This is a genomic window from Bradyrhizobium lablabi (assembly GCF_001440475.1).
GTDB classification, from domain to species: Bacteria; Pseudomonadota; Alphaproteobacteria; order Rhizobiales; family Xanthobacteraceae; genus Bradyrhizobium; species Bradyrhizobium lablabi.
On sequence record NZ_LLYB01000086.1, the window covers coordinates 26,974 to 53,734 of the forward strand.

20 protein-coding genes are annotated in these 26,761 nt (G+C 64.1%); 11 read left to right on the plus strand and 9 right to left on the minus strand.

Translation table 11 applies throughout. The features are described from left to right. Positions 1-35: 35 nt before the first annotated feature. Positions 36-1,763: a hypothetical protein gene (locus tag CQ14_RS24110; RefSeq protein ID WP_057860336.1), complete on the minus strand. Its 1,728-nt coding sequence runs from the start codon at positions 1,761-1,763 to the stop codon at positions 36-38. A gap of 420 nt (positions 1,764-2,183) precedes the next feature. Between CQ14_RS24110 and CQ14_RS24115 the strand changes: the two genes are divergently transcribed. Both CQ14_RS24115 and CQ14_RS24120 read left to right on the plus strand, forming a co-directional pair. Next, entirely contained in the window at positions 2,184-3,023 is an 840-nt protein-coding gene (locus CQ14_RS24115; RefSeq protein WP_057860337.1) for a caspase family protein, read from the plus strand. A 413-nt stretch (positions 3,024-3,436) separates the two neighbouring features. After that, entirely contained in the window at positions 3,437-4,903 is a 1,467-nt protein-coding gene (locus CQ14_RS24120; RefSeq protein ID WP_057860338.1) for an outer membrane protein, read from the plus strand. A gap of 117 nt (positions 4,904-5,020) precedes the next feature. On the opposite strand, the gene CQ14_RS24125 is transcribed toward CQ14_RS24120, so the two are convergent. Beyond that, positions 5,021-5,917, minus strand: coding sequence for an efflux RND transporter periplasmic adaptor subunit (locus tag CQ14_RS24125; RefSeq protein ID WP_057860339.1), 897 nt, complete (start codon positions 5,915-5,917; stop codon positions 5,021-5,023). Positions 5,918-6,333: 416 nt separating this feature from the next. On the opposite strand from CQ14_RS24125, the gene CQ14_RS24130 reads away from it, so the two are divergent. Continuing rightward, a complete protein-coding gene (locus tag CQ14_RS24130) occupies positions 6,334-6,600 on the plus strand; it encodes a DUF1127 domain-containing protein (RefSeq protein WP_057860340.1) in 267 nt (88 codons plus the stop codon). Positions 6,601-6,782: 182 nt separating this feature from the next. Here the strand turns inward: CQ14_RS24130 and CQ14_RS24135 are convergent, their stop codons facing one another. Together CQ14_RS24135 and CQ14_RS24140 are read right to left on the minus strand one after the other, a co-directional pair. Further along, positions 6,783-9,254 carry an adenylate/guanylate cyclase domain-containing protein gene (locus tag CQ14_RS24135; protein WP_057860341.1) on the minus strand — a complete coding sequence of 824 codons (2,472 nt, stop codon included), beginning with the start codon at positions 9,252-9,254 and terminating at the stop codon, positions 6,783-6,785. A gap of 180 nt (positions 9,255-9,434) precedes the next feature. Beyond that, positions 9,435-11,492 (minus strand): AsmA family protein, encoded by a 2,058-nt coding sequence (locus CQ14_RS24140; protein ID WP_057860342.1) that lies wholly within the window; start codon positions 11,490-11,492, stop codon positions 9,435-9,437. A 217-nt stretch (positions 11,493-11,709) separates the two neighbouring features. On the opposite strand from CQ14_RS24140, the gene CQ14_RS24145 reads away from it, so the two are divergent. Next, positions 11,710-12,384 (plus strand): Crp/Fnr family transcriptional regulator, encoded by a 675-nt coding sequence (locus tag CQ14_RS24145; RefSeq protein ID WP_057860343.1) that lies wholly within the window; start codon positions 11,710-11,712, stop codon positions 12,382-12,384. 162 nt (positions 12,385-12,546) lie between these two features. On the opposite strand, the gene CQ14_RS24150 is transcribed toward CQ14_RS24145, so the two are convergent. From CQ14_RS24150 to CQ14_RS24165, 4 genes are all read right to left on the minus strand, one after another. Next, positions 12,547-15,708 carry an efflux RND transporter permease subunit gene (locus tag CQ14_RS24150; RefSeq protein WP_057860344.1) on the minus strand — a complete coding sequence of 1,054 codons (3,162 nt, stop codon included), beginning with the start codon at positions 15,706-15,708 and terminating at the stop codon, positions 12,547-12,549. Next, a complete protein-coding gene (locus CQ14_RS24155; RefSeq protein WP_057860345.1) occupies positions 15,708-16,631 on the minus strand; it encodes an efflux RND transporter periplasmic adaptor subunit in 924 nt (307 codons plus the stop codon). The genes CQ14_RS24150 and CQ14_RS24155 overlap by 1 nt, the downstream gene beginning before the upstream one ends. Before the next feature lie 144 nt (positions 16,632-16,775). Next, positions 16,776-17,447: an OmpA family protein gene (locus tag CQ14_RS24160; protein WP_057860346.1), complete on the minus strand. Its 672-nt coding sequence runs from the start codon at positions 17,445-17,447 to the stop codon at positions 16,776-16,778. Positions 17,448-17,592: 145 nt separating this feature from the next. Continuing rightward, the gene (locus CQ14_RS24165) at positions 17,593-19,092 is read right to left on the minus strand and encodes a caspase family protein (RefSeq protein ID WP_057860347.1); all 1,500 of its coding nucleotides are present in this window, start codon (positions 19,090-19,092) and stop codon (positions 17,593-17,595) included. Between the two features lie 518 nt (positions 19,093-19,610). Here CQ14_RS24165 and CQ14_RS24170 point away from each other — a divergent pair. From CQ14_RS24170 to CQ14_RS24180, 3 genes are read left to right on the plus strand one after another with little or no spacing between them, the layout of a single operon-like run. Beyond that, positions 19,611-20,417: an N-acyl homoserine lactonase family protein gene (locus tag CQ14_RS24170; RefSeq protein ID WP_057860348.1), complete on the plus strand. Its 807-nt coding sequence runs from the start codon at positions 19,611-19,613 to the stop codon at positions 20,415-20,417. 12 nt (positions 20,418-20,429) lie between these two features. After that, complete coding sequence (locus tag CQ14_RS24175; RefSeq protein ID WP_057860527.1) at positions 20,430-21,311, plus strand: NAD(P)-dependent oxidoreductase; 882 nt, start codon at positions 20,430-20,432, stop codon at positions 21,309-21,311. Positions 21,312-21,323: 12 nt separating this feature from the next. After that, on the plus strand, positions 21,324-21,668 hold the full coding sequence (locus tag CQ14_RS24180) for a RidA family protein (RefSeq protein WP_057860349.1): 345 nt from the start codon (positions 21,324-21,326) through the stop codon (positions 21,666-21,668). 169 nt (positions 21,669-21,837) lie between these two features. On the opposite strand, the gene CQ14_RS24185 is transcribed toward CQ14_RS24180, so the two are convergent. Next, a complete protein-coding gene (locus CQ14_RS24185) occupies positions 21,838-22,365 on the minus strand; it encodes a MarR family winged helix-turn-helix transcriptional regulator (protein ID WP_057860350.1) in 528 nt (175 codons plus the stop codon). A 124-nt stretch (positions 22,366-22,489) separates the two neighbouring features. On the opposite strand from CQ14_RS24185, the gene CQ14_RS24190 reads away from it, so the two are divergent. Genes CQ14_RS24190 through hmgA form a run of 4 tightly spaced genes read left to right on the plus strand, consistent with a single transcriptional unit; the run spans position 22,490 to position 26,679 of the window. Further along, entirely contained in the window at positions 22,490-24,103 is a 1,614-nt protein-coding gene (locus CQ14_RS24190; RefSeq protein WP_057860351.1) for an FAD-dependent oxidoreductase, read from the plus strand. 9 nt (positions 24,104-24,112) lie between these two features. Next, positions 24,113-24,340 (plus strand): DUF2783 domain-containing protein, encoded by a 228-nt coding sequence (locus tag CQ14_RS24195; RefSeq protein ID WP_057860352.1) that lies wholly within the window; start codon positions 24,113-24,115, stop codon positions 24,338-24,340. Positions 24,341-24,373: 33 nt separating this feature from the next. After that, entirely contained in the window at positions 24,374-25,330 is a 957-nt protein-coding gene (locus CQ14_RS24200; RefSeq protein WP_057860353.1) for an MBL fold metallo-hydrolase, read from the plus strand. Between the two features lie 2 nt (positions 25,331-25,332). Next, a complete protein-coding gene (hmgA, locus tag CQ14_RS24205; RefSeq protein WP_057860528.1) occupies positions 25,333-26,679 on the plus strand; it encodes a homogentisate 1,2-dioxygenase in 1,347 nt (448 codons plus the stop codon). The last annotated feature ends 82 nt before the right edge of the window (positions 26,680-26,761 follow it).

Genomic DNA, 26,761 nt, shown 5'->3' on the forward strand with positions numbered 1-26,761 from the left:
ACTCGTAGCCCGGATTTCGCTTCGCTCCATCCGGGCTACGTTTTTTTCATCACCCGTCGCGCCAGCGCCAGGCCCATCAACACGAACGCCGACGTCACTTCGGGGCCGCCGACCAGAATCCGCGTCGGCGTCTTCATCTTGTTCCATTCATACGCCCGATACGGCCCGTGACGACCGCCTTCGCCGAACTGGGCGACGATGCAGTTGAGCGCCGGCGCAAACGTCGAGACGTCGGCGCCGAGATGCGCCAGCGCCATCAGCGCCAGCGCGGCGTCGAACGGGTTCATCTCGCGGGTGATCAATTCGCCCTCGACATAGTCGAGCACCTTGCCCCGGATGAATTCGAACGCGCCGTCCGGATCGATCGCCCGCCGCGCCGCGTCGGGCAACGCCATGAACGCGGCATGGCAGCGGCCGAAATAGGCGGAGTACAGTTCGGGCAAGTAATAGATATGCGAGCGCGGATCGGCGAAGGCGCCGCTTTCGGCGAGCCGCCGCTGGAAGCCGATGATGCGGTGCACGGTCTCCAGCCGCTGCGGCGTCTCCAGGATCTTCCAGCGCTTGAGGTTGCGGAATGAGACCTCGAGAATGTCGAGATTGAGGGTGGGATCGAGGTCGTTGCCGTAGGGGCGCTCGCCCTTGATATTGTCGATCCAGGTGACGACGCCGCCCTCGTAATCGATATTGTCGTTCAGTGGCACGGTGACGCGCGGCTCGTTGGCGCCCTCGCGCACCTGATAGCCGCGGTAAAAATCCAAAAGCGGCTGGTCGAGGATCGGATCGGTCGAGCCGGCCTGTGTCGCGGCGGAGAATGAACAGGCTGTGGTATCGCAGTCCGGCACGTAGATGCCAAAACCCAAATCCTGCTTGATCTGGGCGAAGAAGCGCGAGAAGCGCGGATGCGGCAGCGGCGCCAGTGCGGTGATCACCCGCACCGTCGAGCCGTCATGCGAGGGCACTTCCTCGGCCGAGGTCTTCAGGCAGAAATCCACCATTTCGTCGATCGCGCGCCGCGATACCGCGGTCTCTTCCTTCGACGCCAGCCCGGTCTCGAGGTAGCTCAGCAGCGCCTCGGTGAAGAAGGCGTCGTAATAGGCTGAGCGGTGGCGGATCTGCACCGGCTCCCACATCGGCTCGGCAATCCCTTGCCAGGGCGGGTTGATCAGCGCGCGCGCCGGCGAATGCGCGATGAAGATCCGCGCCAGGCTGAACAAGAGCGTCGAGTTCTTGTAGCCGCGCGAGTTCAGCCCGGTCAGCGCCATCAGCATCTCGCGCCCGCCCATGTCGGCATCGCCGATCAGGTTGAAGGCGGCGTAGGTCGGCAGGAAGCCGTTTTTCGAAAACGAGCCCAGCAAATGCGCGCCGCAGCGGCGGATCACCCGGTCGATCTCGGCGGCAGCGGGCGCCTGCGGCGGCGCCTTCACGTGGGGCGGGGAGGGATGGCGGACGTCGATGTCGGCCATCAACTCGGCTATCGGCTGGCCGACCGCGGCCCAGTCCGGCTCGGCATCGTCGCGCGCCCGGACCAGCGCCTCGCGCAAGGCGCCGAGCCGCTTCTCGTCCCGCAGGGCCGGATGCCCGGTCCGCCGCAGCAGCGGCCGCAGCGCCGGGTTGCCCAGCGCGGTACGATAGAACTTCCCCAGATGGGGATCGCCGCCGCGGTATTTCAGCAGCACGGGGTCGCAGACGTCGTATAGCGACGGGCCGTCTTTCCGCGCGGTCAGCGCCCGAAAAGCGGCGCCGGCAATCATAGAAAAGCCCATGCAGTCTCTTTCCGCCGGAACGGTGAAGGGAGGGCTGCGTTGAGCACGGTCCGTAAAACCCCGGAAAGTCCCGGGGTTTCGGAACGGGCTCGATGGGGAGTCCACGCAGCCACCGCCGGCCGGATCGGGCCCGCAAGCCTTTGAAAACTATACAAATCCACTGAAAAATACAAATGTGATGTAGATCACTTAGGGAAGGATTAACCTTCGGCCAGTATCGGCGACAACTGGGACTATGCACCAAATGAGGTTGTTCGGGAGGGGCTGACAGGCTAAAAGCCGGGTTGTTGCGGTGCCGCAAATTGCGCGCAATTGGACGGCACACACCTTGCAACCCCTTCAAACCTGAATGCTGCTCACGCGACTAACTGGCGCGGTCTTGCTTGGCGCCTTCAGACAAAACTTGGGAATGGTAACGCGATGAACCTCGGTCAGCTCCACATTTCCCGCCGCAGCATCACCATGGCCGTTGCGTTTGTCGGCCTGGTGTCGCTGGCGATCGGCGCTCATGCTGCGCTGAACAAGCGTTCGCTCGACGCCGCCAAGGCGATCGGCACCGAGCAGACCGGCTCGATCGGGGCTTCCGGCAACCGCGTTGCGCTGGTGATCGGCAACGGCCATTATCCGGATGCGTCAGCGCCGCTGTCCCAGCCCATCAACGACGCCCGCGGTCTCACCGCTGCGCTGCGCGCCAAGGGTTTTGACGTCGACGTGGTCGAGGACGCCACCAAGGACGATATGGCCCGCGCCGTCGCCCGCCTGAAGGACAAGATCAAGCCGGACACCGTCGCGATGCTGTTCTTCGGCGGCTATGGCGTTCAGGTCGGCCGCGAAAGCTTCATGATCCCGGTCGATGCCGCGATCTGGAAGGAAGGCGACGTCCGCCGCGACGGCGTCTCGATCGAGCAGGTGCTGGACGCGATGACCGAGAAGGGCGCCAAGGCCAAGCTCGTCGTCGTCGACGCCTCCCGCCGCAACCCCTATGAGCGCCGCTTCCGCTCCTACTCCCACGGCCTCGCGCCGATCTCGGCGCCGGAGAACGCGCTGATCCTGACCTCGGCGACGCCGGGCAAGGTCGCCGACGACGGCAAGGGCCAGTACAGCGTGCTCGTCACCGAGCTGCTGAACAATCTTTCCTCGCAATCCGGCGCCGCCAGCGCCTTCAACAAGACCCGCATCTCCGTCTCCCGCGCCTCCGATGGCGAGCAGGTGCCGCAGGTCTCCTCGTCCCTGATGGAAGACGTCCGCATCGGCGGGTAAGGGCGCGCGCCTCTCTTTGTCGTCCCTGCGAAAGCAGGGACCCATACGCCGCGGCCTTCGGAAGTGGCACGCGGGGAGACGGCTTTGCTTTAAGCAGCTGAATTCGGTGGTTATGGGGTCCCTGTGTTCGCAGGGACCACGGATAGTTACCTCGCGATCGCGAGGTCCTCTTCAAATTCGCAAGTCTTCCGGGATTTGGCCGATCGCGCTGCCCTGCGAACGACCCGCGGCGGCCTCTGAAGCTACAAATCCCGCATATCTTACGGCTTGTTTCGTAAAAACCACAATATAAGCGATAAATCAGGAAAATACCGTAACCATTACAATGCGGAACTTGGCCGGGCCGCAATTCCCGCTAGAGTGCACAGCGTCGCGATTGTTGCGCCGTTGTCCATCTGGTCATTGGAATTGAAATGAAAAAGCTCGTTCTCGCCGCCTCCGTGCTTGCCGCCAGTGCGGCCACGGCCCCCGCCGCTGATCTGCCTGTGAAAGCCAAGCCAATCGTTGCCGCGGGCCTCGACTGGAGCGGCGTCTATATCGGCGCCCATGCCGGCTATGGCGGCGGCATGATGGACTGGATGTCGATCCAGCCTGGAGCGGACTTCGTGGCGCGCGGTCCGCTGGCCGGTGGCCAGGTCGGCATCAACAAGCAGCTCGGCAGCTTTGTGTTCGGCCTCGAGCTCGATGGTTCCTGGGCCGACATCAAGGGGACCGGCGTCGTCAGCTTCAGCGGTCCGGTCTTCGGGGGCAGCTTCGACGCCCGCTCGACGTCCAAGATCGATGGTCTCGTGACTTTCGCAGGGCGCGCCGGCATCGCTGCCGATCGCTGGTTTGTCTTTGCCAAGGGCGGCATATCAGCAGCGCACGAGAGGCACGATTTCGGCGGCACCTCAAGTACGCTCGTCGGCGGCGTCGTCGTGACCCAAACGGCCAGCATGAGTGGCTCGGAAATCCGCTACGCACCGATGCTGGGCTTTGGCGCCGAATATGCGCTCGCGGGTTCGTGGTCGGTGCTTGCTGAATACAACTACCATCATTTCGGCAACGCCGCGGCGCGGCTCACGGGAACGATTGCCGGCAACAACCGCGTTGATGAGGCGATCCATGTAGCCAAGCTCGGCGTCAATTATCGCTTCGGCGGCATTGCCGTCGATCCGTCCATCGCTCCGGTGCCGGCAGTGCCCGCTACCCTCTGGACCGGCGCCTATATCGGCGCGCAGGGCGGTTATGGCTGGGGCCAGACCCGATCGCCCGATGTCCTCAATGTATTGCCGGCGAACGACCAGCCGCACTTTGACACCTCGGGCTGGATCGCGGGCGGCACCATCGGCGTCAACGCCCAATCCGGCCGCTTCGTCATCGGTGTCGAAGGCGAAATCCTCGCCACCGGCATCAAGGGCAATTATGACCGGTCGCTGGCTGCCGGCCCCGCCGTCATCAACGCGACCTACACCAGCAGGATCGACTGGCTCGCGCTCGCCACCGCCCGCGCCGGCTTTGTCGTCGGCGACCAATGGATGCTGTACGGCAAAGGCGGCCTTGCGATCGCCGAGGAGCAGCACTCGGCCGCGGCGCTGCAGAGCGTCCCCGGCATCTCGGTTGCGATCGATTTCGCGGGCAAGGCCGTTCACACCGGCGCGGTGATCGGCGCCGGCGCCGAATATGCCTTCGCGCCGAACTGGTCGGTGAAGGCCGAATACGACTACATCAAGATGTTCGCGCAACAGGTCCAGCTCAGCGGCACGGCTTCCGGTGGGCCGTTCGGCGCCGCCAGCCAGTTCGGCGTAACGGCCAGCAAGATCAACCAGGACCTGCACCTCGTGAAATTCGGCGTGAACTACCACTTCAATTCGCAGCCGGTGGTGGCCGCGCGATACTGAGCGGCGCGGGGACGCTACGAAGCGAACCGCCGCCGCTACGGCAGCGCGCTCCCTCTCCCGCCTGCGGGGGAGGGCCGGGGTGGGGGTGCCACCGCATCGGTGCTCGTAGTTACTTTACTACTTCGCGTCGGCGCTCGCCGTCACCGCCCGCACCGGATCGCCCTCGCGCAGCAGCGCGCCGGCGCGCGCCACCACGATGTCGCCTTCCTGCAGGCCCGAGGTGATCTCGACCTGCCCGGCCGCCATCAGTCCGGTTTCCACCCGCCGCGTTTCGACGCGGGCGCGCCGCACCACCTGCACCACGGTGCCGGCGGTGCCGTAGAGGATCGCGGTCAGCGGCACCGCGACGCCGCAGCTCTGCCCGGTCTTGATCTGCGCGCGGCCGCTTGAATTCACCAGCAGGCGGCGGTTGGTGGTGACGCCGACGAACACCTGCGCGAGCTGGCTGTTCGGCTCCACGGTGGTCGAGAGACGCCGCACCTTGCCGTCGACCTCGCCGGCGCCGATCACCTTGATCCGCGCGGTCTGGTTCACCTGCAGCTTCTGGATATCGCGCGTCGGCACCATGCCGACCAAGTCGAACTCGCCGCGTGCGATGATCGAGAACAGCGCCTCGCCCTTGCCCGACGCCATCGCGCCGACCGACGCGGTGGAAGCCGAGACCACCCCCGCCACCGGCGCCTGCACCGTGACCGATCCGCCTTCGGGCAAATTCAGCTTCGCCATCACCTGGCCCGCGGTGACGCTGTCGCCCGCATCCACCATCACCTCGGCCACCTTCAGCCCCATCCGCTCGGGCCGCACCTGCGTCTCCTCGCGCGGAATGATGGTGCCGGACACCTCGACGATATTGGCGAAACAGGATTTCGCGGCTTTCAGGACGGTGACGGCGGCGCCCTTGGGGGCGGCGTCCTCGTCGGCGGCGAGGGAAGGTGAAATCGAAAGACAGAGCGCGCTTGCGACGATCACGGCGGTGAGCTTTGGTGTGAGATCGCGCGCAGCAAGAACGGGCATCGGCAATTCCTTCTCAAATTCAGGGCCTTGGATACCAGAAAGGGCACGTTGGCGCCAAGCGGGATTGATGGCTATCGCCGGCGGCGATTTCTGCCGGCACCACATTCCCGCGCTCACTGATTTTGTTTTGGCACGTGGAGAAACGTTCAACTCGTCGTGTTTCGAGACGCGTGTTCCGTGCTCACTCGGAACAAGCGCAAGCGCCTTATTCCTGAGATGAGGCAGTTTGAAATCAACGGCGGATTCTAGGGGTGAGCAACGCGACTTGTCCCGTCGTAGCTCGCCAGAGCGAAGGCGGAAGCGGGCCCGCCATATCTCCCCGGCGCGACGCTGCTGACACCATGCTGGCAGCAGGCCTTCGATAGAAAGGAAGGACAGGCAGGGGCCACCGGGTTCCGGCTTTGGAGAACATAGCCATGACGATGCTGTCCAGCATGCAGAGTTCCGCCACCAGGCCATTTGCGTTGCGAGCTGCGGTTCGGCTGGCGCACCTGCGCCGGTTCATCAACCGCTTCTTCGCGGGCGTGATCGCGCGCCACGAGGCTCACGCCGTGCGCGCCGCCCTCTACCAGCTCAATGACCGCGACCTCAAGGATATCGGCATATGCCGCGGGCAGATCGAGAGCAGCCTTGAAGACATGGCGCAAACCCGCGCGCGACTGCAGCAGCCGGGGTGGCAGTGAGGGGATGGGGTCTTCACCCTCCCCTGGAGGGGGAGGGTCGGCGAGCATGGAGCGCAGCGTAATGCTCGACGGGGCGGGGTGATCTCTCAACTCGGGCAATGTTGGATGTGGCGAGACCGTCACCCCACACGGCCGCCTCGCGTCGACCCTCCCCCTCCAGGGGAGGGTAAGCAAGCCGCGCGTTACTGCTTCTTCTTCAACCGTGCCGCGGCTGACGCTGCATCCACCACATTGTCCACCGCCTCGCGCCAGCTCACGATCTCCGCCGCCAGAATCGGATGATTGAATCCCTTCAAATTCAAATCGTCGATCGGCCGACCCTCGACCCACGGCTCCACCATGCCGTAGACGCGCCGGCTCACCACGATCTGGTTCGCCTTCGCTTCATCGCACAAGCGCGACGCCAGATTGGTCACGCTGCCGATCGCCGCATATTCAAGCCGCTGCTCGAAGCCGATCTGGCCGAGGGTGGCATAACCCAGCGCGATGCCGATGCCGAAGCCGAGATTGTGGCCGCGGTTGCGCCATTTCTCGGTCAGGCCGCCGACGGTGTCGCGCATTTCCACCGCCATCCGCACCGCGCGCGCGGTGTGGTCGTCGAACTGGATCGGCGCGTTGAACAGGATCATCACGCCGTCGCCGGCATAGCGGTCGAGCGTGCCCTCATATTTGAAAATCAGCTCGCCGAGCGCTGCGTGGTATTCGCGCAGCACGTTCATCGCCTCTTCCGGCTCGGTGGTCTCGGTGAACGCCGTGAATCCGCGCAGATCGCAGAATACGACAGTAACCTCGCGGCGGTGGCTGTCGAGCAGGCCCTCATGGCCGTCGGAGGAGGCGATCAGTTGCGCCACCTGCGGCGCGAGGAATCGTTCGAGACGCCGGATGCGCTCGATCTCGCCGAGCTGCGTCTCGACGCGCTCCTCCAGCGATCTGTTCCAGTCGCGAAGCTGGTCGGTCTGCTCCTGAAGCTTGCTTGCCTGTTGGCTGACGATGCTGTTGGCATCCTGCAGCTCGCGGCTCTTGTGGTCGACCTCGGTGAACAGCCGTGCATTGCGCATCGCCAGCACCGCCTGGTGCGCAAAGGTCTTCATCAGCCCGATCAGATTGGCGGAGAAGTCGCCCTCGTTCCGCCGCAGCACCACCAGCGATCCCAGAATGCCGGTCTGGTCCACCAGCGGCACCACCAGCACCGAGTGGAAGCCGGCTTCGATCGCGACATCGCGCAGCGGATGTTCCGATATCGCGCTGAGCTGCGGGATCGCGATCGGCTCGCCGCTGGTTGCGGCCTCGCCGAGCGGCGAGTGGTCAGCGTCGATGGCGCGGTGGCGGCCCTCGGCTGATTTGTCGATGCCGATCGCCTCGGTCAGGTTGAACTGATGATTGCCGGCGTCATAGCCGTAGATCAGCACGGCGTCGGCGTGGGTGATTTCGAGCGCGCGCGCGGCGACCGTCGGCAGCACGGCGTTGAGGTCGAGCGAGGAGGCGACGGCGCGGCCGACCTCTTCGAGCACCTTGAGCTCGTTGATCGATTGCGCCAGATCCCGCGTCCGCTCGTTGACCTTGGTTTCGAGATTCGAATAGGTCTCGGCGAGCTGCCCGGCCATGCCGTTGAACTGGTTGGCGAGCTCCTCCAGCTCGTCCGCCGTCTTCACCTCGATGCGATGGCCGAAATCGCCGGCGCCGAGCCGCCGCGCGCCGGCCTGCAGCGCCGTGATCGGCACCAGCATACGCCGCGCCATGATGGTGCCGGCGATGATCGCGACCACGAGGCCGAGCCCGATCAGCAGCGCGATCCGCACCAGCTGGTCGCGGATCGGCGTCAGCGCCTGCGCCGTCGGCTGTTCGAAGAACACGCGCCAGCCGAGTTTCGGCACCACGCTCGACGTCGTCAGCACCGCGTCGCCCCTGATATCGGTACCCGACGCCGGCGCGACGCCGCCCGGCTTGCTGACGGCCTGTACCTGCGGCAGCTTCGATAGATTCTTGCCGACCTCGGGCCCGGTCGAGGACGTCGCCAGCACGTCGCCTTTGGCGTCCGTGACATAGGCATACGCCACCCTGCCGATCTGGGCGTCGATCAGGAATTCGGACAGGAAATCGAGATCGATCTCGGCGACGGTCATGCCGCCATCGGCATGCGACAACACGATCGACATGAACGGCCGTTCGCCGCGGAAGTAGGCCGGGGCAAAACTGGTGCCGCGCGCGGCGGTCTCGGTCAGCCTGACATCGCGGGAGAAGTCGGCGTTGCTGCCGGGCGTGACGATCTGGCGCGTCATGCGGAGCTGCTCGCGCCCCTGGGCATTGAGCAGCGAGAGCTGGCTGACCGAGGTAACCTGCCGCAGCAACTGGGCGTAGTCGGCGCGGCGCAGCTCCAGCGTCGCGGCTTCGCTGTCCTTGGTGGCGCTGGCGCGCGTCACCCAGGAGATCTGCCGCTCGAGGTCGGACAGCGATTGCTGGATGCGCTTGGCGGTCGCCTCCGCCTTGTCAGACATGGCGTCGTGGAGCGAGCTCTTGATGCCGCGATAGGTGATCCAGATTTCCATCGCGCCGTTGACGGCCAGCACGAACACGACGAGCCCGACCAGCGCGACGACGTATTTGGCGAACAGCCCCTCGCGCAGAAACCAGACCCTGTCCTTGCCCTCGCTCATCCGGACCCTCGTGCGCCACGCTCAAGAATAGCGCGCGCATCCGTTCGTCGCTTGTGGGGCATGCCACAATTGGCGCCCCGAAATGAGGGCCTGTTTAGCATGAATTGAGCGGGCCGGCGGACCGTTCGCCGGCATGGTTAGCCCCGATTTTAGGCAGGAATCACACCATATTCGGAAGCCTCACCGATTGAACAACTGCCTCAACACCTCGTTCATCGGCTGGCTGTCCTGCTGCGCGGTCGTATCGCTGGGCGGTGCGGGAGCGGCAGGTTCAGCCGGCGTTGGCGTAGCCTGGGTCGGCGCCTCGGCGGGCGAGGTCGGCGTCAGGCTGCGTTGACCGCCCGGCCGCGCGCCGCCCTGGCCTTGCCCCTGGCCCAATCCGCTCAGGCCCTGCTGAATCAGATTGCCGATGGTCTCGCCGAGCTGGCCGCCGAGCGGCTCGTTCGGCTTGCCGGTGCCGGGCGCATTGCCCTGTCCGCCAGCCGTCCCCGGCTGTCCGCCGAGCAGGTTGCCGATCGCAGCGCCAAGCCCGGCGCCGTTCGGGCCGAACAGGCCCTTGCCCATTTCTTTCAGCTTGGCATAGCCCGCTTCCGGATTGTCGAGGATGCCCTGCAATTCCGGATAAATCCGTGGGCTCCCCCACGGTCCCTCGATCATCACGGGAATGCCGAACCCGACCGGATCGCCGGCGCGGCCCTGGCCTTCGGTGGTCATCACGAGTTTCGGCTCGACGCGGAAGCCGATCTGCTTGGTGCCGAGATCGATGGTGCCGACGCCGGTCATCTTCACCAGCGGGCCGACGAGGTTTAAGTCGGTGGTCTGCGCCTGGCCCTTGTCGATCTTGAACGACGCCGACAATTGCGACAGATCGGTCGCCTTATCCGCGCTCTCCTGCCAGCCCGACAAGGTACTCGCCGTCAGCGAGCGGATCATCTGCGCAACATTGAGCCCCTTGATCGCGCCGTCCTGGAACACGACGAAGGCGGTGCCGGCCATGTTCGACATGATCGCACGCTGGCTGGTGCCGGAGGAGCGCACGTTGATCTTCGCCTGCATCTTGCCGTCGAGCTTGTCGAAATCGGCAAGGCCGCTCAGCAGCGGCAGCGCCCGCACGCCGGTGAGGTCGGCGCGCATCGCATAAGTGGGATTGGCGGTGGAGACGTCGGCGGTCAGATCGCCGCTGGCGGTGCCCTCATAGGCGCCGAGGTTGGACACCTGCGCCTTCAAGATACCGCTGGTGAGGTTGGCGTCGATTGCGGCAGGGGTGAAGCGCGCGTCGCCGATCCTCAGTTCGGCCGCGGAAATGCGCGCCTGCAGGTCGACGTAATTGAGGCCGTTGACGTCGATCGTCGCACTGCTCCAGGGCTGTGCCGAGGAGGAATCGGTGCTCCGCGACATCGCGACCGTGAGCCGCTGGAAATCGAGATCGAGCTTGACCAGCGGCTTGCTCGACAGATCGACCGAGGCCCAGCCGTTGAATGCGCCGTCGCCGAGCGCGCCGGTAACGCTGTTGATCATCACGACCGAGCCGTTGAGCCGGGCTTCGGCCTTGGCCGTGAGCTGCGCGGGCAAGAGGTCGGGTGCGTCGATCTTGATCTCGGCCGGGATGTTCTGTCGCTCGACCAGGCTTGCAGGCAGCGCCGCCTTCACCTCGAATTTCAGCGGAGAGCTGCTGCTGCGTCCGCTGCCGGTCACCACGACCTTGCGGTCGGCATCGATGGTGATATCGGCGTTGACGGTCTCGATCCTTCGCTCGACGCGGTCGCGCACGTTGGAAAGCACGATGGTGCCGCCGGTGACGCTGACATGCTCGATCGAAAAAGCGTCAGCGGACTTGCCGCTCGCGGGCTTCGCGGCAGGAGTGGCATCCCTGGCGCGCTCGCGTTGCAGCGGCAGATTCACCACGGGGCGGATGATCACGAGGTCGGTGATCTCTGGCTTGCCGGCCCACAGGCTCGCAAGCGTTACGTCAGCCTCGATGACCGAGGCCGCGAAGCGGCGGTTGATGTCGCGTTCCCTGGGATTCTCCAGCGTGACGTCGTACAGCCGGATGTTAAGCTGCGGCCACAGGCCGACCTTGGCGCCGCCATTGATGGCGAGCTTGTAGCCGGTCTCGCGCTCGACCCGCTCCTGGATCTGCGCCGTCACGAAGCCCGAGGGGATGCCGATCACCAGCAGCAGCGCGATGACGACGATCACGGCGACGATGGCGGCGCCGGCAATTTTCAGTGCTTTCATATCGATATTCCAGACCGCGCAAACGGCTCTTATTTCGGTGGCTCGACACGCCGTCGCAACCGGTCAGGCGAGCTTATCCCGGAAAGGGGATAGCGCCCAAAGCAGCCAAAAATAATCCGCGGATACTGCAAAGTTATGTGACTTATGACACACTTGCCGACAGGAGAATCCTGCTAACGGCGTTCGGGGGCGGCAAAGCGATCTGGAAGGCAATACAATGAGCAAACAGGCCGAATTTGCGGTCATTTTGAAAATGAACCCGATGTTCGCCGATTTGGGCGCTGACGAATTGCAGCGCATTTCCGGCCTTTGCCACACCCAGCAGCTCGGCATCGGCGAAATGCTGTTTCAAAAGGGCGATCCCGGCGACGCCCTGTACGGGGTCCGCCGCGGCCAGATCCGGATCGAGACCGGCGCCTCCGACGGTAGCCGCCTGACGCTGAATTTCATGGGTCCCGGGGATCTCTTTGGCGAGGTCGCCGTGCTCGACGGCCAGAGCCGTACCGCCGACGCCACGGCCGGCGAGCCGTCGGAACTGTTCGTGCTGCGGCGCGAGGATTTCCTCGCCTTCCTGGAGCGCGAGCCCAAGGTCGCGATCAAGATCATCATGCTGTTGTGCCAGCGCATCCGCTGGCAGAGCGAGCGGATGGAAGAATCCGTGCTGCAGCCGCTGCCGGTGAGGTTGGCGCGGCGCCTCTGCGCACTCGCTTCCGATTTCGGCTCCGAAGTGCACATCTCGCAGGAGCAACTCGGCGTCTTCGTCGGCGCCGCCCGCGAAAGCGTCAACCGTCAACTGCAGCTCTGGCGCAAGGACGGCATCCTGGACCTGCAGCGCGGGCGGATCCTGCTGCAGAACATGAACAAGCTGACCGCGGTGGCGAGGAACGAGTAAGGCGCAACAGTCATGTAGCCCGGATGAGCGAAGCGATATCCGGGACTGACTTTGCACATTCCCGGATGTCGCGTTGCTCATCCGGGCTACGATTGCGCGATCTTCCGTGGTGGCGGACGAACCAATTCATTCGTCGTACCCCAGCTCGCAACCCATGCGCCCCTACTTCGCCGCAGGCCACATCGCCGGCGGCGGGGACGGCGGGCCCTTGGCTGGCGGCTCGCCATGATGATCCGTCGCGTGACCGGCGGGCTCGCTCTCGCCGCTGGAGACGAGCAGTTTCTGGCCGAAGCGCCAGCACAGGGCGCCGATATCGTCCATCACCATGAACATCGCCGGCACGAACACCAGCGACAGGATGGTGGAGAAGAGCAGGCCACCGATCACCGCGAGCGCCATCGGCGAGCGGAATTCGCCGCCGGCGCCGAACGCCAGTGCTGACGGCATCATGCCGGCGGCCATCGCGATCGTCGTCATGACGATCGGGCGGGCGCGCTTCATGCCGGCGTCGATAATCGCCTCGTCGCGCTTCTTGCCCTCGCGGATCGCCTCGACCGCGAATTCGACCAGCATGATGGCGTTCTTGGTGACGATGCCCATCAGCATCAGGATGCCGATCCACACCGGCGTAGTGAGCTGTTTTCCTGTGAGCAGCAGCGCAATGATCGCGCCGCCGATCGAGAGCGGCAGCGAGAACAGGATGGTGATCGGCTGCAGGAAGGTGCCGAACAGCAACACCAGCACCGCATAGACCATCATCAGGCCGGCGGTGATGGCGGTGGCAAAACCTTCCGACAATTCGTTGAGGCTTTCGGCGTCGCCCGACGGACTGACCCTCACGCCCTTCGGCAGGCTCTTCATGACCGGCAGGTCGTAGATCAACTTGGTCGCGTCGCCGAGCGCTGCGTTGCCCACGAGGTCGGCGGCCACCGTCGCCTGTCGTTCGCGGTCGTAACGGTTGATACTGGTCGGACCCTGATCGAGCTGAATGTCGGCGACCACAGACAGCGGCACGCCGCCGCGTTCGCCGCGCTGGCCGAGCGGTACCCGCAACTGCTGCAGCATCTGCAGGTCGCTGCGCGCGCTGTCCTCGAGCTGGACGCGGATCGGCACCTGACGGTCGCCGGCGTCGAATTTTGCCAGCGCCGGACCGACGTCGCCGATGGTGGCGACGCGGATCGTCTGCGACAGGCTTTCGGTGGAGACGCCAAGCCGCGCAGCCAGTTCGGCGCGTGGCCGGATCCGAAGCTCGGGTCGGTCGAGCGAGGTTTCCGAGATCACGTTGGCGATGATCGGAATCCGCTTCATCTGCGTCGCCAGTTCGCTGGCGACGTTGTTGACGATGTTGCTGTCAACGCCGGTCACGACAAGCGAAATCGCGCGCAGGCCGTTTTCGTCGAGGAACCAGAAACGGATATCGGGAACGTTTTCGAGTTCCTGGCCGATCTCGAGCTCGAGCTGCCGCTGGGTAATCTTGCGATCGGCCTTCGGCGTATAGTTGATGATCAGTGCGGCGCGGCGAACTTCCTGCGTTCCCGGCGGCACCCGGCCGCCATCGACGAAGATGCTCTTCACCTCGGGTCGCTTGCGCAAGCGCGCGACGATTTCTTCCGTTACCTTTTCGGTGTAGGCGAGCTGTGAGCCGGGCGGCAATTCCATTGCCAGGAGCGAGCGCGCGGTGTCCTGCGCCGGCAGGAAGCCTTGCGGCAGCAGCGTAATGCTCCAGATCGACGCCGCGAACACGCCAAATCCGATCAACACCGTGATAAAGTAGTGCCTCACCGACCAGGTGACGAGTTTGGTGTAGGTCTGCAGGATGCGCCCGGGCGGCGGGTCCTCATGCGGGTGATCTTTCAGGAAGTAGGCGGCCAGCACCGGCGTGACGAAGCGCGCGGCGAGCAGCGAGAAGAACACCTGCACCGAGACGGTGATGCCGAACTGCTTGAAGAATTGCCCGGCGATGCCGGACATGAAGCTGGCGGGCGCAAAGATCGCGATGATGGTCAGCGAGATCGCGATCACGGCAAGGCCGATTTCGTCGGCGGCTTCGAGCGCCGCGCGATAGGGCGATTTGCCCATGCGCATGTGGCGCACGATGTTCTCGATCTCGACGATGGCGTCGTCGACCAGAATGCCCGTCGACAGCGTGATGGCGAGGAACGAGACCAGGTTCAGCGAGAAGCCGAGCAGGTCCATCGCCCAGAACGCAGGGAAGATCGACAGCGGCAGCGAGATCGCGGCGATGATGGTGGCGCGGATATCGCGCAGGAACAGCAGCACGATGATGACGGCGAGAATCGCGCCCTCGAACAGCGTCGAGATCGCCGCTTCATAATTGCCCTTGGTGAATTCGACCGAGGTGTCGATCAGCTTGAGGTCGACATCGGGATAGGCGACCTTCAGCGCATCGATGCGCTTCTGCACGGCCGCCGCCACCACCACGTCGCTGGCGCCCTTGGAGCGCTTGATGCCGAGCGCCACCACGGGCTCGCCGTTGAAGCGGGCAAAGGTCCGCCGGTCGGCGATGGTATCTGTGACGGTGCCGAGATCGTCGAGTCTAACTTCGCCGCCGCCGAACAGCGGGATCATGGTGCCGGCGAGTTCGTTCAGCGTCTTGGCGCCGGCGAGCGTGCGGATCGCCTGGTCGTTCTTGCCGATTTCGGCGCGGCCACCGGCGAGGTCGACATTGGTGCCGCGCAGGATCTGGCTGACATTGACGGCCGTCAAGCCGGCCGCCTGCAGGCGGTCGGGATCGAGCGAAACAAGAATTTCGCGCTCGACACCGCCGATACGCTCGACTTGCGCCACGCCGCGCACGCCCTGCAGCGCGCGCTTGACGACGTCGTCGACGAAATAGGAAAGTTGCTCCGGTGTCTTGCCCGGCGAGATCGCGGCATAGGTCACGATCGGCAGGCCGATCACGTCGACGCGCTGGATCAGCGGCTCGTTGACGTTTTGCGGCAGGTTGGCGCGAACGCGGGTGACCGCGTCCTTGACGTCATTGAGCGCGCGATCGGTGTTGGTCTCCAGCGCGAACTGGATCGTGGTCACCGACAGGCCGTCGGTGATTGACGACGAAATATGCCGCACGCCCTCGACGCCGGATACGCCGTCCTCGATGGTCTTGGTGACCTGCGATTCAAGCTCGGCGGGAGCGGCGCCGAATTGCGCGACGGCGACCGAAATCACCGGGATGTCGGCGCTTGGCAGTCGCGTCACCGCGAGCTTGGTGAAACTGACCCAGCCCAAGACCAGGAGAATGATGGAGAAGACGATCGATGGAAGCGGGTTCCGGATCGACCAAGCCGAGATGTTCAAAGCCATTAGCGTGCCCGCGTGCGCTCGAGTTCGTCGGCGAACATGGTCTTGATCTGGTCGCCGTCATGCAGCGAGGTACCAGCATCGGCCACGACGATTTCGCCGACGTCGAGGCCTTCAAGAATTTCAGTTGAGGTTTCGGAGGTGAGGCCGACCCGCACCTTTCGCGTTTCGATCGTGTTGCCCTTGACCACCTGCAGGGTCAGGCGGTCGATGGCGGTGCGCGGTACGGCGACGCCGCAGGAACGCTTGGCGTCGATATTGGCGCGGGCAAACATGCCGACCTTGAGTGAGGGATTGTTGTTCAGTGAAATCCGCACCTTGCCGAGCTGGGTGGTGCGGTCGATCTGCGGCGAGATCTGCCGGACCTTGCCGACGACATCGGGCGCATCGTCGCGGCTGATGCGCACCGTAGCACCGGGATTGAGCTTGAGCAGATGAACGCTCGGCACTTCGGCCTCGAGCTCGATTTCATTGTTCACGGAAATACGGAACATCGGGCCCGCCTGGGGCGAAGCCGGCGCGCCGATCGCGGTCCGGGCCTCGGTAACAAGGCCCGCTGCCGGCGCGCGAAGCGAGATCGGTCCGGGCCGGCCGGCGGGGGCGCCCGGCATTTGCGGTGGCGCAGTGAGGCGCGCCATTTCCTGATTCTCGGTAACCGTATCGCCTTCCTTGACGAACAGGTCGGTGACCCTCGAGCCTTCCTGATCGACGCCGACCTGCGCCTCGCGCCGCGGCACGATGAAGCCGGTAACGCGGACCATGTCGGAGAAGCAGGCATTGGTGGATTTGGTCACGATCACCAGCGCCTGGCCCGGCGTATCCTTTGGTTCGGGGCGCGGACGGTGCTCGAACCAGTAATAACCAGCGGCGACAACGGCAACGAAGGCCGTTCCGAGCGCAGGTTTGAGGTATTCGGAGAATTTCATCGCCGCATCAATCCAGACTGAAAGTCAAATTAGACAGGCACATCGAGCCGGCCGAAGGCCCGCAATGAAGCCCAAAACGAATACGTCCCGCACGGGTGTTGCGGGACGTATTGTAGCCGGAAACGGACGCTCTGCGCCACGCCCTTACTTGGCCGACGCCGTCGCCTTGTTTTCCATGTTCACGACCTGGACGCGGCGGTTCACTTCCGCCATCGGCTGGCTCGGATCCTTGAGCTTGCTCTTGCCGTATCCGACGGTGACGAGATCCGTGCCGTTGATGCCATATTTGTCGACGAGATAGCGCTTGATCGCATCGGCCCGGCGCTCGCTGAGGTCCTGGTTGTAGGCATCCCCGCCGGCCGCATCGGTATGGCCCGCGACCACGAAGGTCGAGCCCTTGAGGTCATTGTTGGTGAGCGCGCGGCCGAGCGCCTGAACTGATGGCAGCGACTTTGCGCTGATATCGGCCGAGTTGTAGTCGAAATTGATCTCCAGATCGATCTTCGGCTTGTCCTTGACGATCGCGGCGATCTCTTCACGTTCGGCGCTCGAGAGCGACCGCGTGGAGCGACCGCGAAACTTCTGGACGAATTTGCTTTCGGCGGCGGTTACGGTCGGATCGACAGTCGTTTGCGGTCCAACCGAAAGGCCGCGGGTGAGCGGCTTCTTTTCGGGCGACAGCGCGCGGACGATCTGATCCTCGGTCACGTTCTTGTCCTGGGCCAGGGCGGTTCCCGCACTCAAGCAAACGGCGGTGCCGAGCGCCGCAACCGAGACGATTGCGGTTAGGGTTTTCGTTACCGAGAAATTCGCCATTGCTGTCCCCTTCTGCGGGCTTCCCACGCGGTTCCAATATCATCCAAATGAGCAGCCAGGCCTGATGGCGGCCGGCTGCTATGCTTTAGTCTATGGGCCGGGCCACAGGGTTCGAGTGGCCGTCAGCCTTCGCTTAAAAAAATCGTCACTGCACCCCGTAATCAGCGAATTCCTTGACGATATTGGGGTCCATCGCCTTCGCATTGTTGATGTCGAGATCGCCTTCCGGGATCGAGCCGTTGCGCTTCTTGGCAAGGCCGCGGCCGTACAGCGACGAGGTCAATCTCGGGTTGATCTTGAGGGCAGCGTCGAAATCAGCGATTGCATTCTTGTTCTGGCCGCTCTTCAGGTTGACCAGACCGCGGCTGTCGAGCGCGTCGACGAAATTCGGCCGCAGCCGCAGCGCCTCGTTGCAATCCTTCAGGGCCGCCTGCAGGTCGCCGATCACCGTGCGCGCCCAGCAGCGGTTGTTGTAGGCTTCCACATCCTTCGGGTTCAGCCGCAGCGAATTGTTGAAGTCCTTGATGGCGAGTTCGTAGGCGCCCTTGCTGGCATAGACCTGCCCGCGCCGGTACAGCGCGGCAGCGTCGTCGGGATTGTCGTTGAGCTTGGTCGTCAGGCTCTTGATGGTCGGGTCGTCGGCCAACGCGAGCACGGTCGGGCTGGGACTCTCGATCGGCTTGGCCGGCGCTGCAGGCGGCGGAATCGAGGCTTCAGCCGGTTTCTGCGGCGCCACAGGAGGTGGTGCAGGCGCAGGTGGCGGCGCAGGCGCGGCCACCTGGGGCGTGGCCGGTGCAGGAGCCGGCGGAGGAGGAGCGGGGGCCGGTGCGGGAGGTGGAGGTGGCGCTGCGGCCACCGGGCCTGGCGGCGGGCTCGCCGGCCGCGGACCGGCGCCGCTCGGGATAAAGGAGAAATCCTCCGCCAGCGACGACGAGATCCACGGCACCTGCTCCTGGCGCGAGGCGCGGGTGACGCCGACGCGGGTGCGGTTCAGCGTTTCTTCCGCCATCAGATCGGGCGTGCGGATTTCCTTCAGCAGCTCTTTCACAAACAGGCTGCGGTCGCTGCCACTGTCGGAAACGACCGACGAGAGCGCCGCCGAATACATCACCAGCGTGCCGTTCGGCGCGATCACCGGCGCAAGGCCGGCGGAAAAGCTGCGAAACCGGCGCTCGAACGGATTGCGCCTGGAGGCGTCGATCAGCGCGATCTTGACCCCGGCGCCGCGGCTGTTGATCTCGCCGAGCACGGTCTCAAGGCTGAAGCCGTCGCGGCCAACGTCGCGCTCGGTCCAGATCTGCGCATCGACCGGGATCATGTAGCTCTGGCGGCCCGACTGCACACCAAAGCCCGAGAAGAAGATCAGTGCGACCGACCCCGGCTTGATCTTGCCATAAAGGCGCTCGAAGGCGCGGCGCATCTGCTCGCCGGTCAGGTTCTCTCCGATATCGACATTGAAGCCGTCGCGCTTGAGCTCTTCGGCGATGTCGCGTGCATCGTTGATCGGCTCCTTCAGCGGCGCCTCGGCGTCCGGATATTTCGCGTTGCCGATCACCAGCGCATAACGTTCGCCGGCTGCGAACGACGGGACGACCGACGTCACTGCAAAAAACAGGGAGAGAAGCAATACAAGGCGGGTTTTCATATTGACGGCAATCCAGCCAAAATGGCGCCGATACCAGCTTGCGCCGCGGCGACCATACTCTACGCTCCCTGCATTATCAAACCGCGCGCATTGCGCGTCAACCGCTTGCGATCTCTTCACTAATTGCGACAAATAACCGCGACCGCACGTCGCGAATGAAGTGGAGTTAACAATCGAGTTAACAATGTGGACCGGCGGCAACACCTAAGGCGTGATGAGGTCCGTGCAACTGGTTCCCGATCCGCTTGACCATGCTTTCGTCCATCGCCAGCCGCGTCCGAATGTGACGGTCGGCTCTGCGAAGGCGGGGTGTCCGATACGCCGCCTGTCGAGTTGATCGCTGCTGCTCTGGAATTGCGGATCGTCCCCAGTGGCAACCGCCGATGGTATTGTGATCCCTCTCACATAGCTCTGCAATTGTTAGGCGGTCGTCATTCGCGCGCCGCGTTTGACCTTTGCGGATGACAATGGCTTGCTGCCGCATCGGCCAGGTTCACAACAAAAGAAAAGCGGCACCGATGGGAAATGCCTACGAAATCTACGCGCTGCGCTATGCGACGATGTCGCCGCGCACCCCCCATTTGAATTTTCTGCTCCCCGATCCGCACGAGACCACGGCGCAGGATCTCGATTATTTCGTCTGGCTCGTCCGAGGGGGCGGCCGCGACATCCTGGTCGATACCGGCTTCAATGCCGAAGAGGCGAAGGCGCGTGCGCGCAAGCTGACGCTTAACCCGGTCGATGCGCTGGCGGGCTTTGGCGTCGCCGCCGACGCGATCCGCGACGTGATCGTCACCCATTTGCACTATGACCACGCCGGCAATCTCGATCGCTTCCCGAACGCGCGGTTTCATCTGCAGGAGCGCGAGATGAGCTATGCGACCGGACGCTGCATGTGCAACGGCATGCTGCGACATCCGTTTTCGGTCGAGCACGTCACGACCATGGTGCGTCATGTCTATGGCGACCGCGTCACCTTTCATTCCGGCGACGGCGAGATCGCGCCCGGCGTCACGGTGCATCGCGTTGGCGGCCATTCCGACGGCTTGCAGGTGGTGCGGGTGGAAACCGCGCGCGGGCCCGTGGTGCTGGCGTCGGATGCGGCGCATTACTACGCCAATCTGCACAAGCGCAGCCCATTTCCGATCGTCTACAATGTCGGCGACATGGCGCAGGGCTGGGAGACCGTCGAGCGGCTGGCCGGCCATCCCGACCGTTTCATTCCCGGCCACGATCCGATCGTGAGCGAGATCTATCCGCGCGCCAGCGACAAGGTCGATGCGTTCGCACTGCATCTCGCTCCGTCGCGTTCGTTCGCGAAATAACGGATGGTCGCGATGTCGGCGTACAAGACGGTCGGCTTCATCGGTCTCGGCGTGATGGGCGAGCCGATTTGCCGCAACCTCGTAAAGAAGAGCGGCAGGCGCGTCCTTGCCTTTGATCTGTCGCCGGAGCCATTGGCGCGGTTGCGGGAAGAGGGCGCCGAGATTGCGGGCTCCGTTGCGGATGTCATCACGCAAAGTGATTTACTGTTCCTGTGCCTGCCGAGCGCCAAGCATGTGCGCGCGGTGTTCGAGGGCGACGGCATTCTCAAGAATGTTCGCAGCGGTCAGGTCGTGGTCGATCTCGGCACCTCCTCGGTCAGCCAGACTCGCGACTTTGCCAAACAGTTGCAGGCTAGTGGCGCGTCCTGGGCCGACGCGCCGATCGCGCGCACGCGCCAGGCGGCGCAGGATGGCACGCTCAGCGTCATGGTTGGAACGACGCCTTCGCTTTATGCCGATATCGAGCCGCTGATCCGCTGCTTCGCCACCGACGTCACCCATTGTGGCGATGTCGGCGCGGGACAGGTGACAAAAATCCTCAACAACATGGTGCTGTTCGAAACCGTCAACGCGCTCGCCGAAGCGGTGGCGGTCGCCAGGCACAATGGCGTCGATCCGAAGCTGCTGCTGGACACGCTGTCCAAAGGTTCGGCCGACAGCTTTGCGCTCCGCAATCACGGCATGAAAGCGATCGTGCCGGGCAATTTCCCGGAACGCGCCTTCTCGACCGAATATGCGCTGAAGGATTTGTCCTACGCGCTGGAGCTTGCGTCCGACGCCGGATTGCGGATTCGCGGCGCGGAGTTGATCGGTACCGTGTTGCAGGAAGCGATCGATGCGGGATCAGGGGATAATTATTTCCCGGTCATCGCGAAACATATTGCCCACCGCTAACCGGAGACGATCATGATCCAACGCTTTGCAGGGCTCACACCCACCCGCAGCCGTGCCGTCGCGCACGACGATCTGGTTTTCACGGTGGCGGTCGCGCCCGATCCGGTCAGTCCGTCGATGTACGAGCAGAGCGTCAAGGCGCTCGCCCGGATCGACGAAAGCCTCGCGCTGTGCGGAACGGACAAGAGCAAGATCCTGTCGGCGATCGTCTACATCGCCGACATCAAGCAGAAGGCCGAGATGAACCGTGCCTGGGACGAATGGGTCGATCGCAAGAATCCGCCGATGCGCGCCTGTCTCGGCGTCGATCTCGAACCGCCGCATATCGTGGAGATCGTGGTGACGGCGGTGAAGTAGTCTCAGCTGTCCCAGCCGTCATTGCGAGCGCAGCGAAGCAATCCATCTTTCCGCTTGCGGAGACATGGATTGCTTCGTCGCGGAGCCTGTCATCGGGCGCGCATTCGCGCGACCCNCTTGCACAAACGCTTCGCGTTTGTCGCAGGCAATGACGAGGAGAGAGTGTACTTCAGTAAGCTTCTTTCGCGTCCGCCTCTTCGCTGGTCTGCACCAGTTCGAGGCTCGTCTCGATCTTGCCGAGCAGCCGCGCGAAATCGCGTCGCTCCTGCGCGGAGAGGCAGGAGAGAATCTCCTGCTCCTTGCGCAACAGGCGCGGGATCAGTTCCTCGTAGAGCTGCGCGCCCTTGCGCGTCAGGCGCAGGCGGAATTCGCGGCGATCATCCTCGTTCTCGACGCGCTCGATGATCTGCCGCTTCATCAGCGACGTGACCGCGCGGCTGATGGTGGATTTGTGGGTGCGGGTGCAGTGGGCGATGTATTGCGCGCTGCAGGCATCGTGGCGGAAGCCGAGCGTCGCCAGCACGCGCCATTCCGGAATATCGAGGCCGTAGCGGGCCGCATACTCGACCGAGAGCGCGGAGCTGACTTCCGCCGCCAGCCTGTTGAGCTGGAACGGCACGAATTTGAAGAGGTCCAGCCGCGCTGCCTTTCTCGGCGCGCTCTCTTCCTGCGGACCGGCCGCTATTTCGCCTGACATCGCTTTTGGCAAGAATTGCCTCGATTTGGGTTGACGCCGGACCCGGCCCGGGGTTTAGATAGTTGCAGGTGAGACTAATTTAGCAGGGGCGCCGCCCCTTGGCTAGTCACGGGGTTGATCCCGCATGGCGCTGACTAAAACCCAGTTCGGCTATCGTCGCCACCCCGATCAGGATCGGGCGGGCGCTGATATCGCCGAGCATGCCGTGGTCGTGGTCGGCGCGGGGCCGATCGGGCTGTCACTGGCGATCGATCTGGCGCAGCGCGGGCAATCGGTCGTGCTGCTCGACGACGCCGACCGGATCGGCGAGGGGTCGCGGGCGATCTGCTTCTCCAAACGCTCGCTCGAATTCTGGGACCGGCTCGGCATCGGCCAGCGCATGGTCGACAAGGGCGTGGTGTGGAGCGTCGGCAAGATCTTCCACGGCGAGTCCCAGCTCTATCAATTCAACCTGCTGCCGGAGGAAGGCCACAAGCGGCCGGCCTTCATCAACCTGCAGCAATTCTATGCGGAGGCCTACCTGGTCGACCGCGTCGAGGAGCTGCCGGCCATCGACCTGCGCTGGCGCAACAAGGTGACGGGACTCGAGCCGCGCAACGACGGCGTGGTGCTGACGATCCAGACGCCGGACAGTGCCTATCGGCTGGCGGCGCAATATGTCGTCGCCTGCGACGGCGCGCGGTCCTCGCTGCGGCAGATGGTGGGCGCGGAATTTGCCGGCCAGGTGTTCGAGGACCAGTTCCTGATCGCCGACGTCAAGATGACCGCGGCATTCCCGACCGAGCGCTGGTTCTGGTTCGATCCGCCGTTCCATGCCGGCCGTTCCGCGCTGCTGCACAAACAGCCGGACGACATCTGGCGGATCGACCTGCAGCTCAATCGTTTTTCCGATCCCGCCGTCGAAAAGCTGCCGGAAAACGTGCGGCCGCGCATCGCCCGCATGCTTGGCCACGATAAGTTCGAATTCGAATGGATCTCGCTGTACAAATTCCAGTGCCGGCGAATGGGCAAGTTCATCCACGGTCGGGTGATCTTTGCCGGCGATGCGGCGCATCAGGTGTCGCCGTTCGGCGCCCGCGGCGCCAATTCCGGGCTGGAGGATGCCGAAAATCTGGCGTGGAAGCTCGATCGCGTGCTGCGGGGAACCTCGCCCGAGCCGCTGCTCGACAGCTACCACATCGAGCGAAGTGCTGCGGCGGACGAGAACATCCGCGAATCCACCCGCTCGACCGACTTCATGGCGCCGAACTCCCACCAGGAGGCGCGGCTGCGCAAGGCGGTGCTGTCGCTCGCCAAGGAAACCGAGTTCGGCAAGCGCATGGTGAACGGCGGGCGCCTCTCGACGCCGTCGATCTACGAGACGCCGCTCTCGACCGCCGATGGCGATTCCTGGGATGGCGGTCCGCGTCCTGGCGCCTCGATGCCGGACGCGCCGGTTGCCGGGCAGGGCGGCGAGCCGATCTATCTCACGGACGCCTTCATCGCGGCCGGAACAGGGTTCACGCTGCTGGAGTTTAGCAATGGCGCCGCGGCGGAACGGCCCGACGGATTGGGCACGATCCGGATTGGCGGTCAGGGCGGCCTGTCCGATGCTGCGGGGCTTGCCGCCAGACGTTACGACGCCGAGCCCGGCACCGCCTATCTGCTGCGCCCCGACGGCTACGTCGCGGCGCGCTTCCGCCACCCGACGCGGGCGGCGCTGGATGCCGCGCTGGCGCGTGCCGCAGGCCATATTTGAGGTTTCGTCATGGCGCTATCGACCCGTTCGAACTTTGCCAAGCCCGATGATGCGTTCCGCGCCATCGTCGAGGCGCATCATGGGCTCAACGACGAGCAAAGCGCCGATCTCGATGCGGCGCTGGTTCTCATTCTCGCCAATCACATCGGCGACCTCGATGTGCTGAAGGAAGCCATCGCGCTCGCCGCCCAGCGCATGCTCAGTGCGAGCCAGCAGCAACAGCAACAGCAGCAATAGTTCACGTCCCGAACGAAGTCAGGAATCGAATTGATGGCCAAAGGTTTCGCGTCCACCACGGATCTCGCGGAGAAGAAGATCACCTTCTCCGAAATCGGCACGGATCTCTACGCGTTCACCGCCGAAGGCGATCCGAACTCCGCGATCATTGTCGGTGACGACGGCTGCCTGGTATTCGACGCGCAGTCGACACCGGCGATGGCGAATAAAGTGATCGAGCGGGTGCGCACGGTTACCGACAAGCCGATCAAATATGTCGTGCTGTCGCATTATCATGCCGTGCGCGTGCTGGGGGCTTCCGCCTACAAGGCGCAGGCCATCGTGGCCTCGGCCGAAACCTACCGGCTGATCGAGGAACGCGGCCAGCAGGATTGGGATTCCGAATATGGCCGTTTTCCCCGCTTGTTCCAGGATGCCCAGAGCATTCCCGGTCTGACCTGGCCGACGCTGACTTTCGAAGGTGAGATGTCGATCTATCTCGGCAAGCGCGAGGTGCGGCTGATGCAGCTCGGTGCCGGGCACACGTCGGGCGATATCGTCGCCTGGGTGCCGGATGCCGAAGTGATGTTCTCCGGCGATCTCATCGAATATCACTCGGCCTGCTATTGCGGCGATGCGCATTTGCGCGAATGGCCTTCCACGCTGAACGAAATCCGCGCCTTCAATCCGAAGGCGATCGCGCCGGGCCGCGGCGATGCGCTGAAGGGATTGTCGACCGGGCGCGATGCGATCGCGATGACGCGCGACTTCGTCACCTCGCTCTATGGCGCGGCGGAGACTTCGGTCGCCAGGGGCCGCACGCTGAAAGAGACGTTTGCGGCAACGCGCGAGGTGATGGACCCGAAGTTTTCCAGCTTTGCCATTTACGAGCACTGCCTGCCGTTCAACGTCTCGCGCGCGTTCGACGAAGCGTCGGGAATCGACGATCCCGTGATCTGGACCGACAAGCGCGACCAGGAAATGTGGGCCGCCCTGCAAGGAGGAGGATGACCATGAATATCAATACCTCGCCTGATCAGATCGTTCGCAGCAGCGCGCAACTGACGCCCGGATACATGTCCGGCTTCGGCAACAGCTTTGAGACCGAGGCCTTGCCCGGCGCGCTGCCGATGGGGCGCAATTCGCCGCAGCGCTGCGCCTACGGGCTCTACGCCGAGCAATTGTCCGGCTCGCCCTTCACCGCGCCGCGCGGCACCAATGAACGCTCATGGCTCTATCGTATTCGCCCGTCGGTGAAGCATTCCGGCCGCTTTGAAAAAGCCGATGCCGGGCTGTGGCGCACCGCGCCGTGCCACGAATACGAATTGCCGATCGCGCAGCTACGCTGGGATCCGGCGCCGATCCCGAAGGAGGACACGACCTTCCTGCAGGGCGTGCAGACCATGACGACAGCCGGCGATGCCAATACGCAAGCCGGCATGGCCGCACATGTCTACCTCATCACCAAGTCGATGGTGGATCAGCATTTCTATAATGCCGACGGCGAGATGATGTTCGTGGCTCAGCAGGGCAACCTGCGCCTCGTTACCGAGTTCGGCCGTATCGACATCCAGCCGGGCGAGATCGCGGTGATCCCGCGCGGCGTGAAATTTCGGGCCGAGATTCCGAACGGACCTGCGCGCGGCTATCTCTGCGAAAACTATGGCGGCGCCTTCACACTGCCGGAGCGCGGGCCGATCGGCGCCAACTGTCTGGCCAATTCGCGCGACTTCCTGACGCCAGTGGCGTCGTACGAGGACAAGGACACGCCGACCGAGCTCTACGTGAAATGGGGCGGCTCGCTGTTCAAGACCACACTGCCGCATTCGCCGATCGATGTCGTCGCCTGGCACGGCAATTACGCGCCCTACAAATACGATTTGCGCACCTTCTCTCCGGTCGGTGCCATCGGCTTCGACCACCCCGATCCCTCGATCTTCACGGTGCTGACGTCGCCGTCGGAGACCGCCGGCACTGCGAATATCGACTTCGTGATTTTCCCGGAGCGCTGGATGGTGGCGGAGAACACCTTCCGTCCGCCCTGGTATCACATGAACATCATGAGCGAGTTCATGGGCCTGATCTACGGCGTCTACGACGCCAAGCCCCAGGGTTTTGTCCCCGGCGGCATCTCGCTGCATAACTGCATGCTGCCGCACGGCCCCGACCGCGAGGCTTTTGACCACGCCAGCAACAGCGAATTGAAGCCGGTAAAGCTGACCGGCACCATGGCCTTCATGTTCGAAACGCGCTTTCCGCAGCGGGTGACCCAGCATGCGGCAACGTCGGCGACGCTGCAGGACGACTACGCCGATTGCTGGAAGGGCTTGGAGAAGCGGTTCGACCCGAACAAGCCGTGACCTTTCTTCCCCTCTCCCCTTGTGGGAGAGGGTGGATCAATCGCGCGTCGCGCGATTGAGACGGGTGAGGGGTCTGTCTCCG

Excerpts from the sequence above, each read along its gene's own strand:
- CQ14_RS24110 (WP_057860336.1), bottom strand. The coding sequence starts at position 1,763 with ATGGGCTTTTCTATGATTGCCGGCGCCGCTTTTCGGGCGCTGACCGCG.
- CQ14_RS24115 (WP_057860337.1), top strand. The coding sequence starts at position 2,184 with ATGAACCTCGGTCAGCTCCACATTTCCCGCCGCAGCATCACCATGGCC.
- CQ14_RS24120 (WP_057860338.1), top strand. The coding sequence starts at position 3,437 with ATGAAAAAGCTCGTTCTCGCCGCCTCCGTGCTTGCCGCCAGTGCGGCC.
- CQ14_RS24125 (WP_057860339.1), bottom strand. The coding sequence starts at position 5,917 with ATGCCCGTTCTTGCTGCGCGCGATCTCACACCAAAGCTCACCGCCGTG.
- CQ14_RS24130 (WP_057860340.1), top strand. The coding sequence starts at position 6,334 with ATGACGATGCTGTCCAGCATGCAGAGTTCCGCCACCAGGCCATTTGCG.
- CQ14_RS24135 (WP_057860341.1), bottom strand. The coding sequence starts at position 9,254 with ATGAGCGAGGGCAAGGACAGGGTCTGGTTTCTGCGCGAGGGGCTGTTC.
- CQ14_RS24140 (WP_057860342.1), bottom strand. The coding sequence starts at position 11,492 with ATGAAAGCACTGAAAATTGCCGGCGCCGCCATCGTCGCCGTGATCGTC.
- CQ14_RS24145 (WP_057860343.1), top strand. The coding sequence starts at position 11,710 with ATGAGCAAACAGGCCGAATTTGCGGTCATTTTGAAAATGAACCCGATG.
- CQ14_RS24150 (WP_057860344.1), bottom strand. The coding sequence starts at position 15,708 with ATGGCTTTGAACATCTCGGCTTGGTCGATCCGGAACCCGCTTCCATCG.
- CQ14_RS24155 (WP_057860345.1), bottom strand. The coding sequence starts at position 16,631 with ATGAAATTCTCCGAATACCTCAAACCTGCGCTCGGAACGGCCTTCGTT.
- CQ14_RS24160 (WP_057860346.1), bottom strand. The coding sequence starts at position 17,447 with ATGGCGAATTTCTCGGTAACGAAAACCCTAACCGCAATCGTCTCGGTT.
- CQ14_RS24165 (WP_057860347.1), bottom strand. The coding sequence starts at position 19,092 with ATGAAAACCCGCCTTGTATTGCTTCTCTCCCTGTTTTTTGCAGTGACG.
- CQ14_RS24170 (WP_057860348.1), top strand. The coding sequence starts at position 19,611 with ATGGGAAATGCCTACGAAATCTACGCGCTGCGCTATGCGACGATGTCG.
- CQ14_RS24175 (WP_057860527.1), top strand. The coding sequence starts at position 20,430 with ATGTCGGCGTACAAGACGGTCGGCTTCATCGGTCTCGGCGTGATGGGC.
- CQ14_RS24180 (WP_057860349.1), top strand. The coding sequence starts at position 21,324 with ATGATCCAACGCTTTGCAGGGCTCACACCCACCCGCAGCCGTGCCGTC.
- CQ14_RS24185 (WP_057860350.1), bottom strand. The coding sequence starts at position 22,365 with ATGTCAGGCGAAATAGCGGCCGGTCCGCAGGAAGAGAGCGCGCCGAGA.
- CQ14_RS24190 (WP_057860351.1), top strand. The coding sequence starts at position 22,490 with ATGGCGCTGACTAAAACCCAGTTCGGCTATCGTCGCCACCCCGATCAG.
- CQ14_RS24195 (WP_057860352.1), top strand. The coding sequence starts at position 24,113 with ATGGCGCTATCGACCCGTTCGAACTTTGCCAAGCCCGATGATGCGTTC.
- CQ14_RS24200 (WP_057860353.1), top strand. The coding sequence starts at position 24,374 with ATGGCCAAAGGTTTCGCGTCCACCACGGATCTCGCGGAGAAGAAGATC.
- hmgA (WP_057860528.1), top strand. The coding sequence starts at position 25,333 with ATGAATATCAATACCTCGCCTGATCAGATCGTTCGCAGCAGCGCGCAA.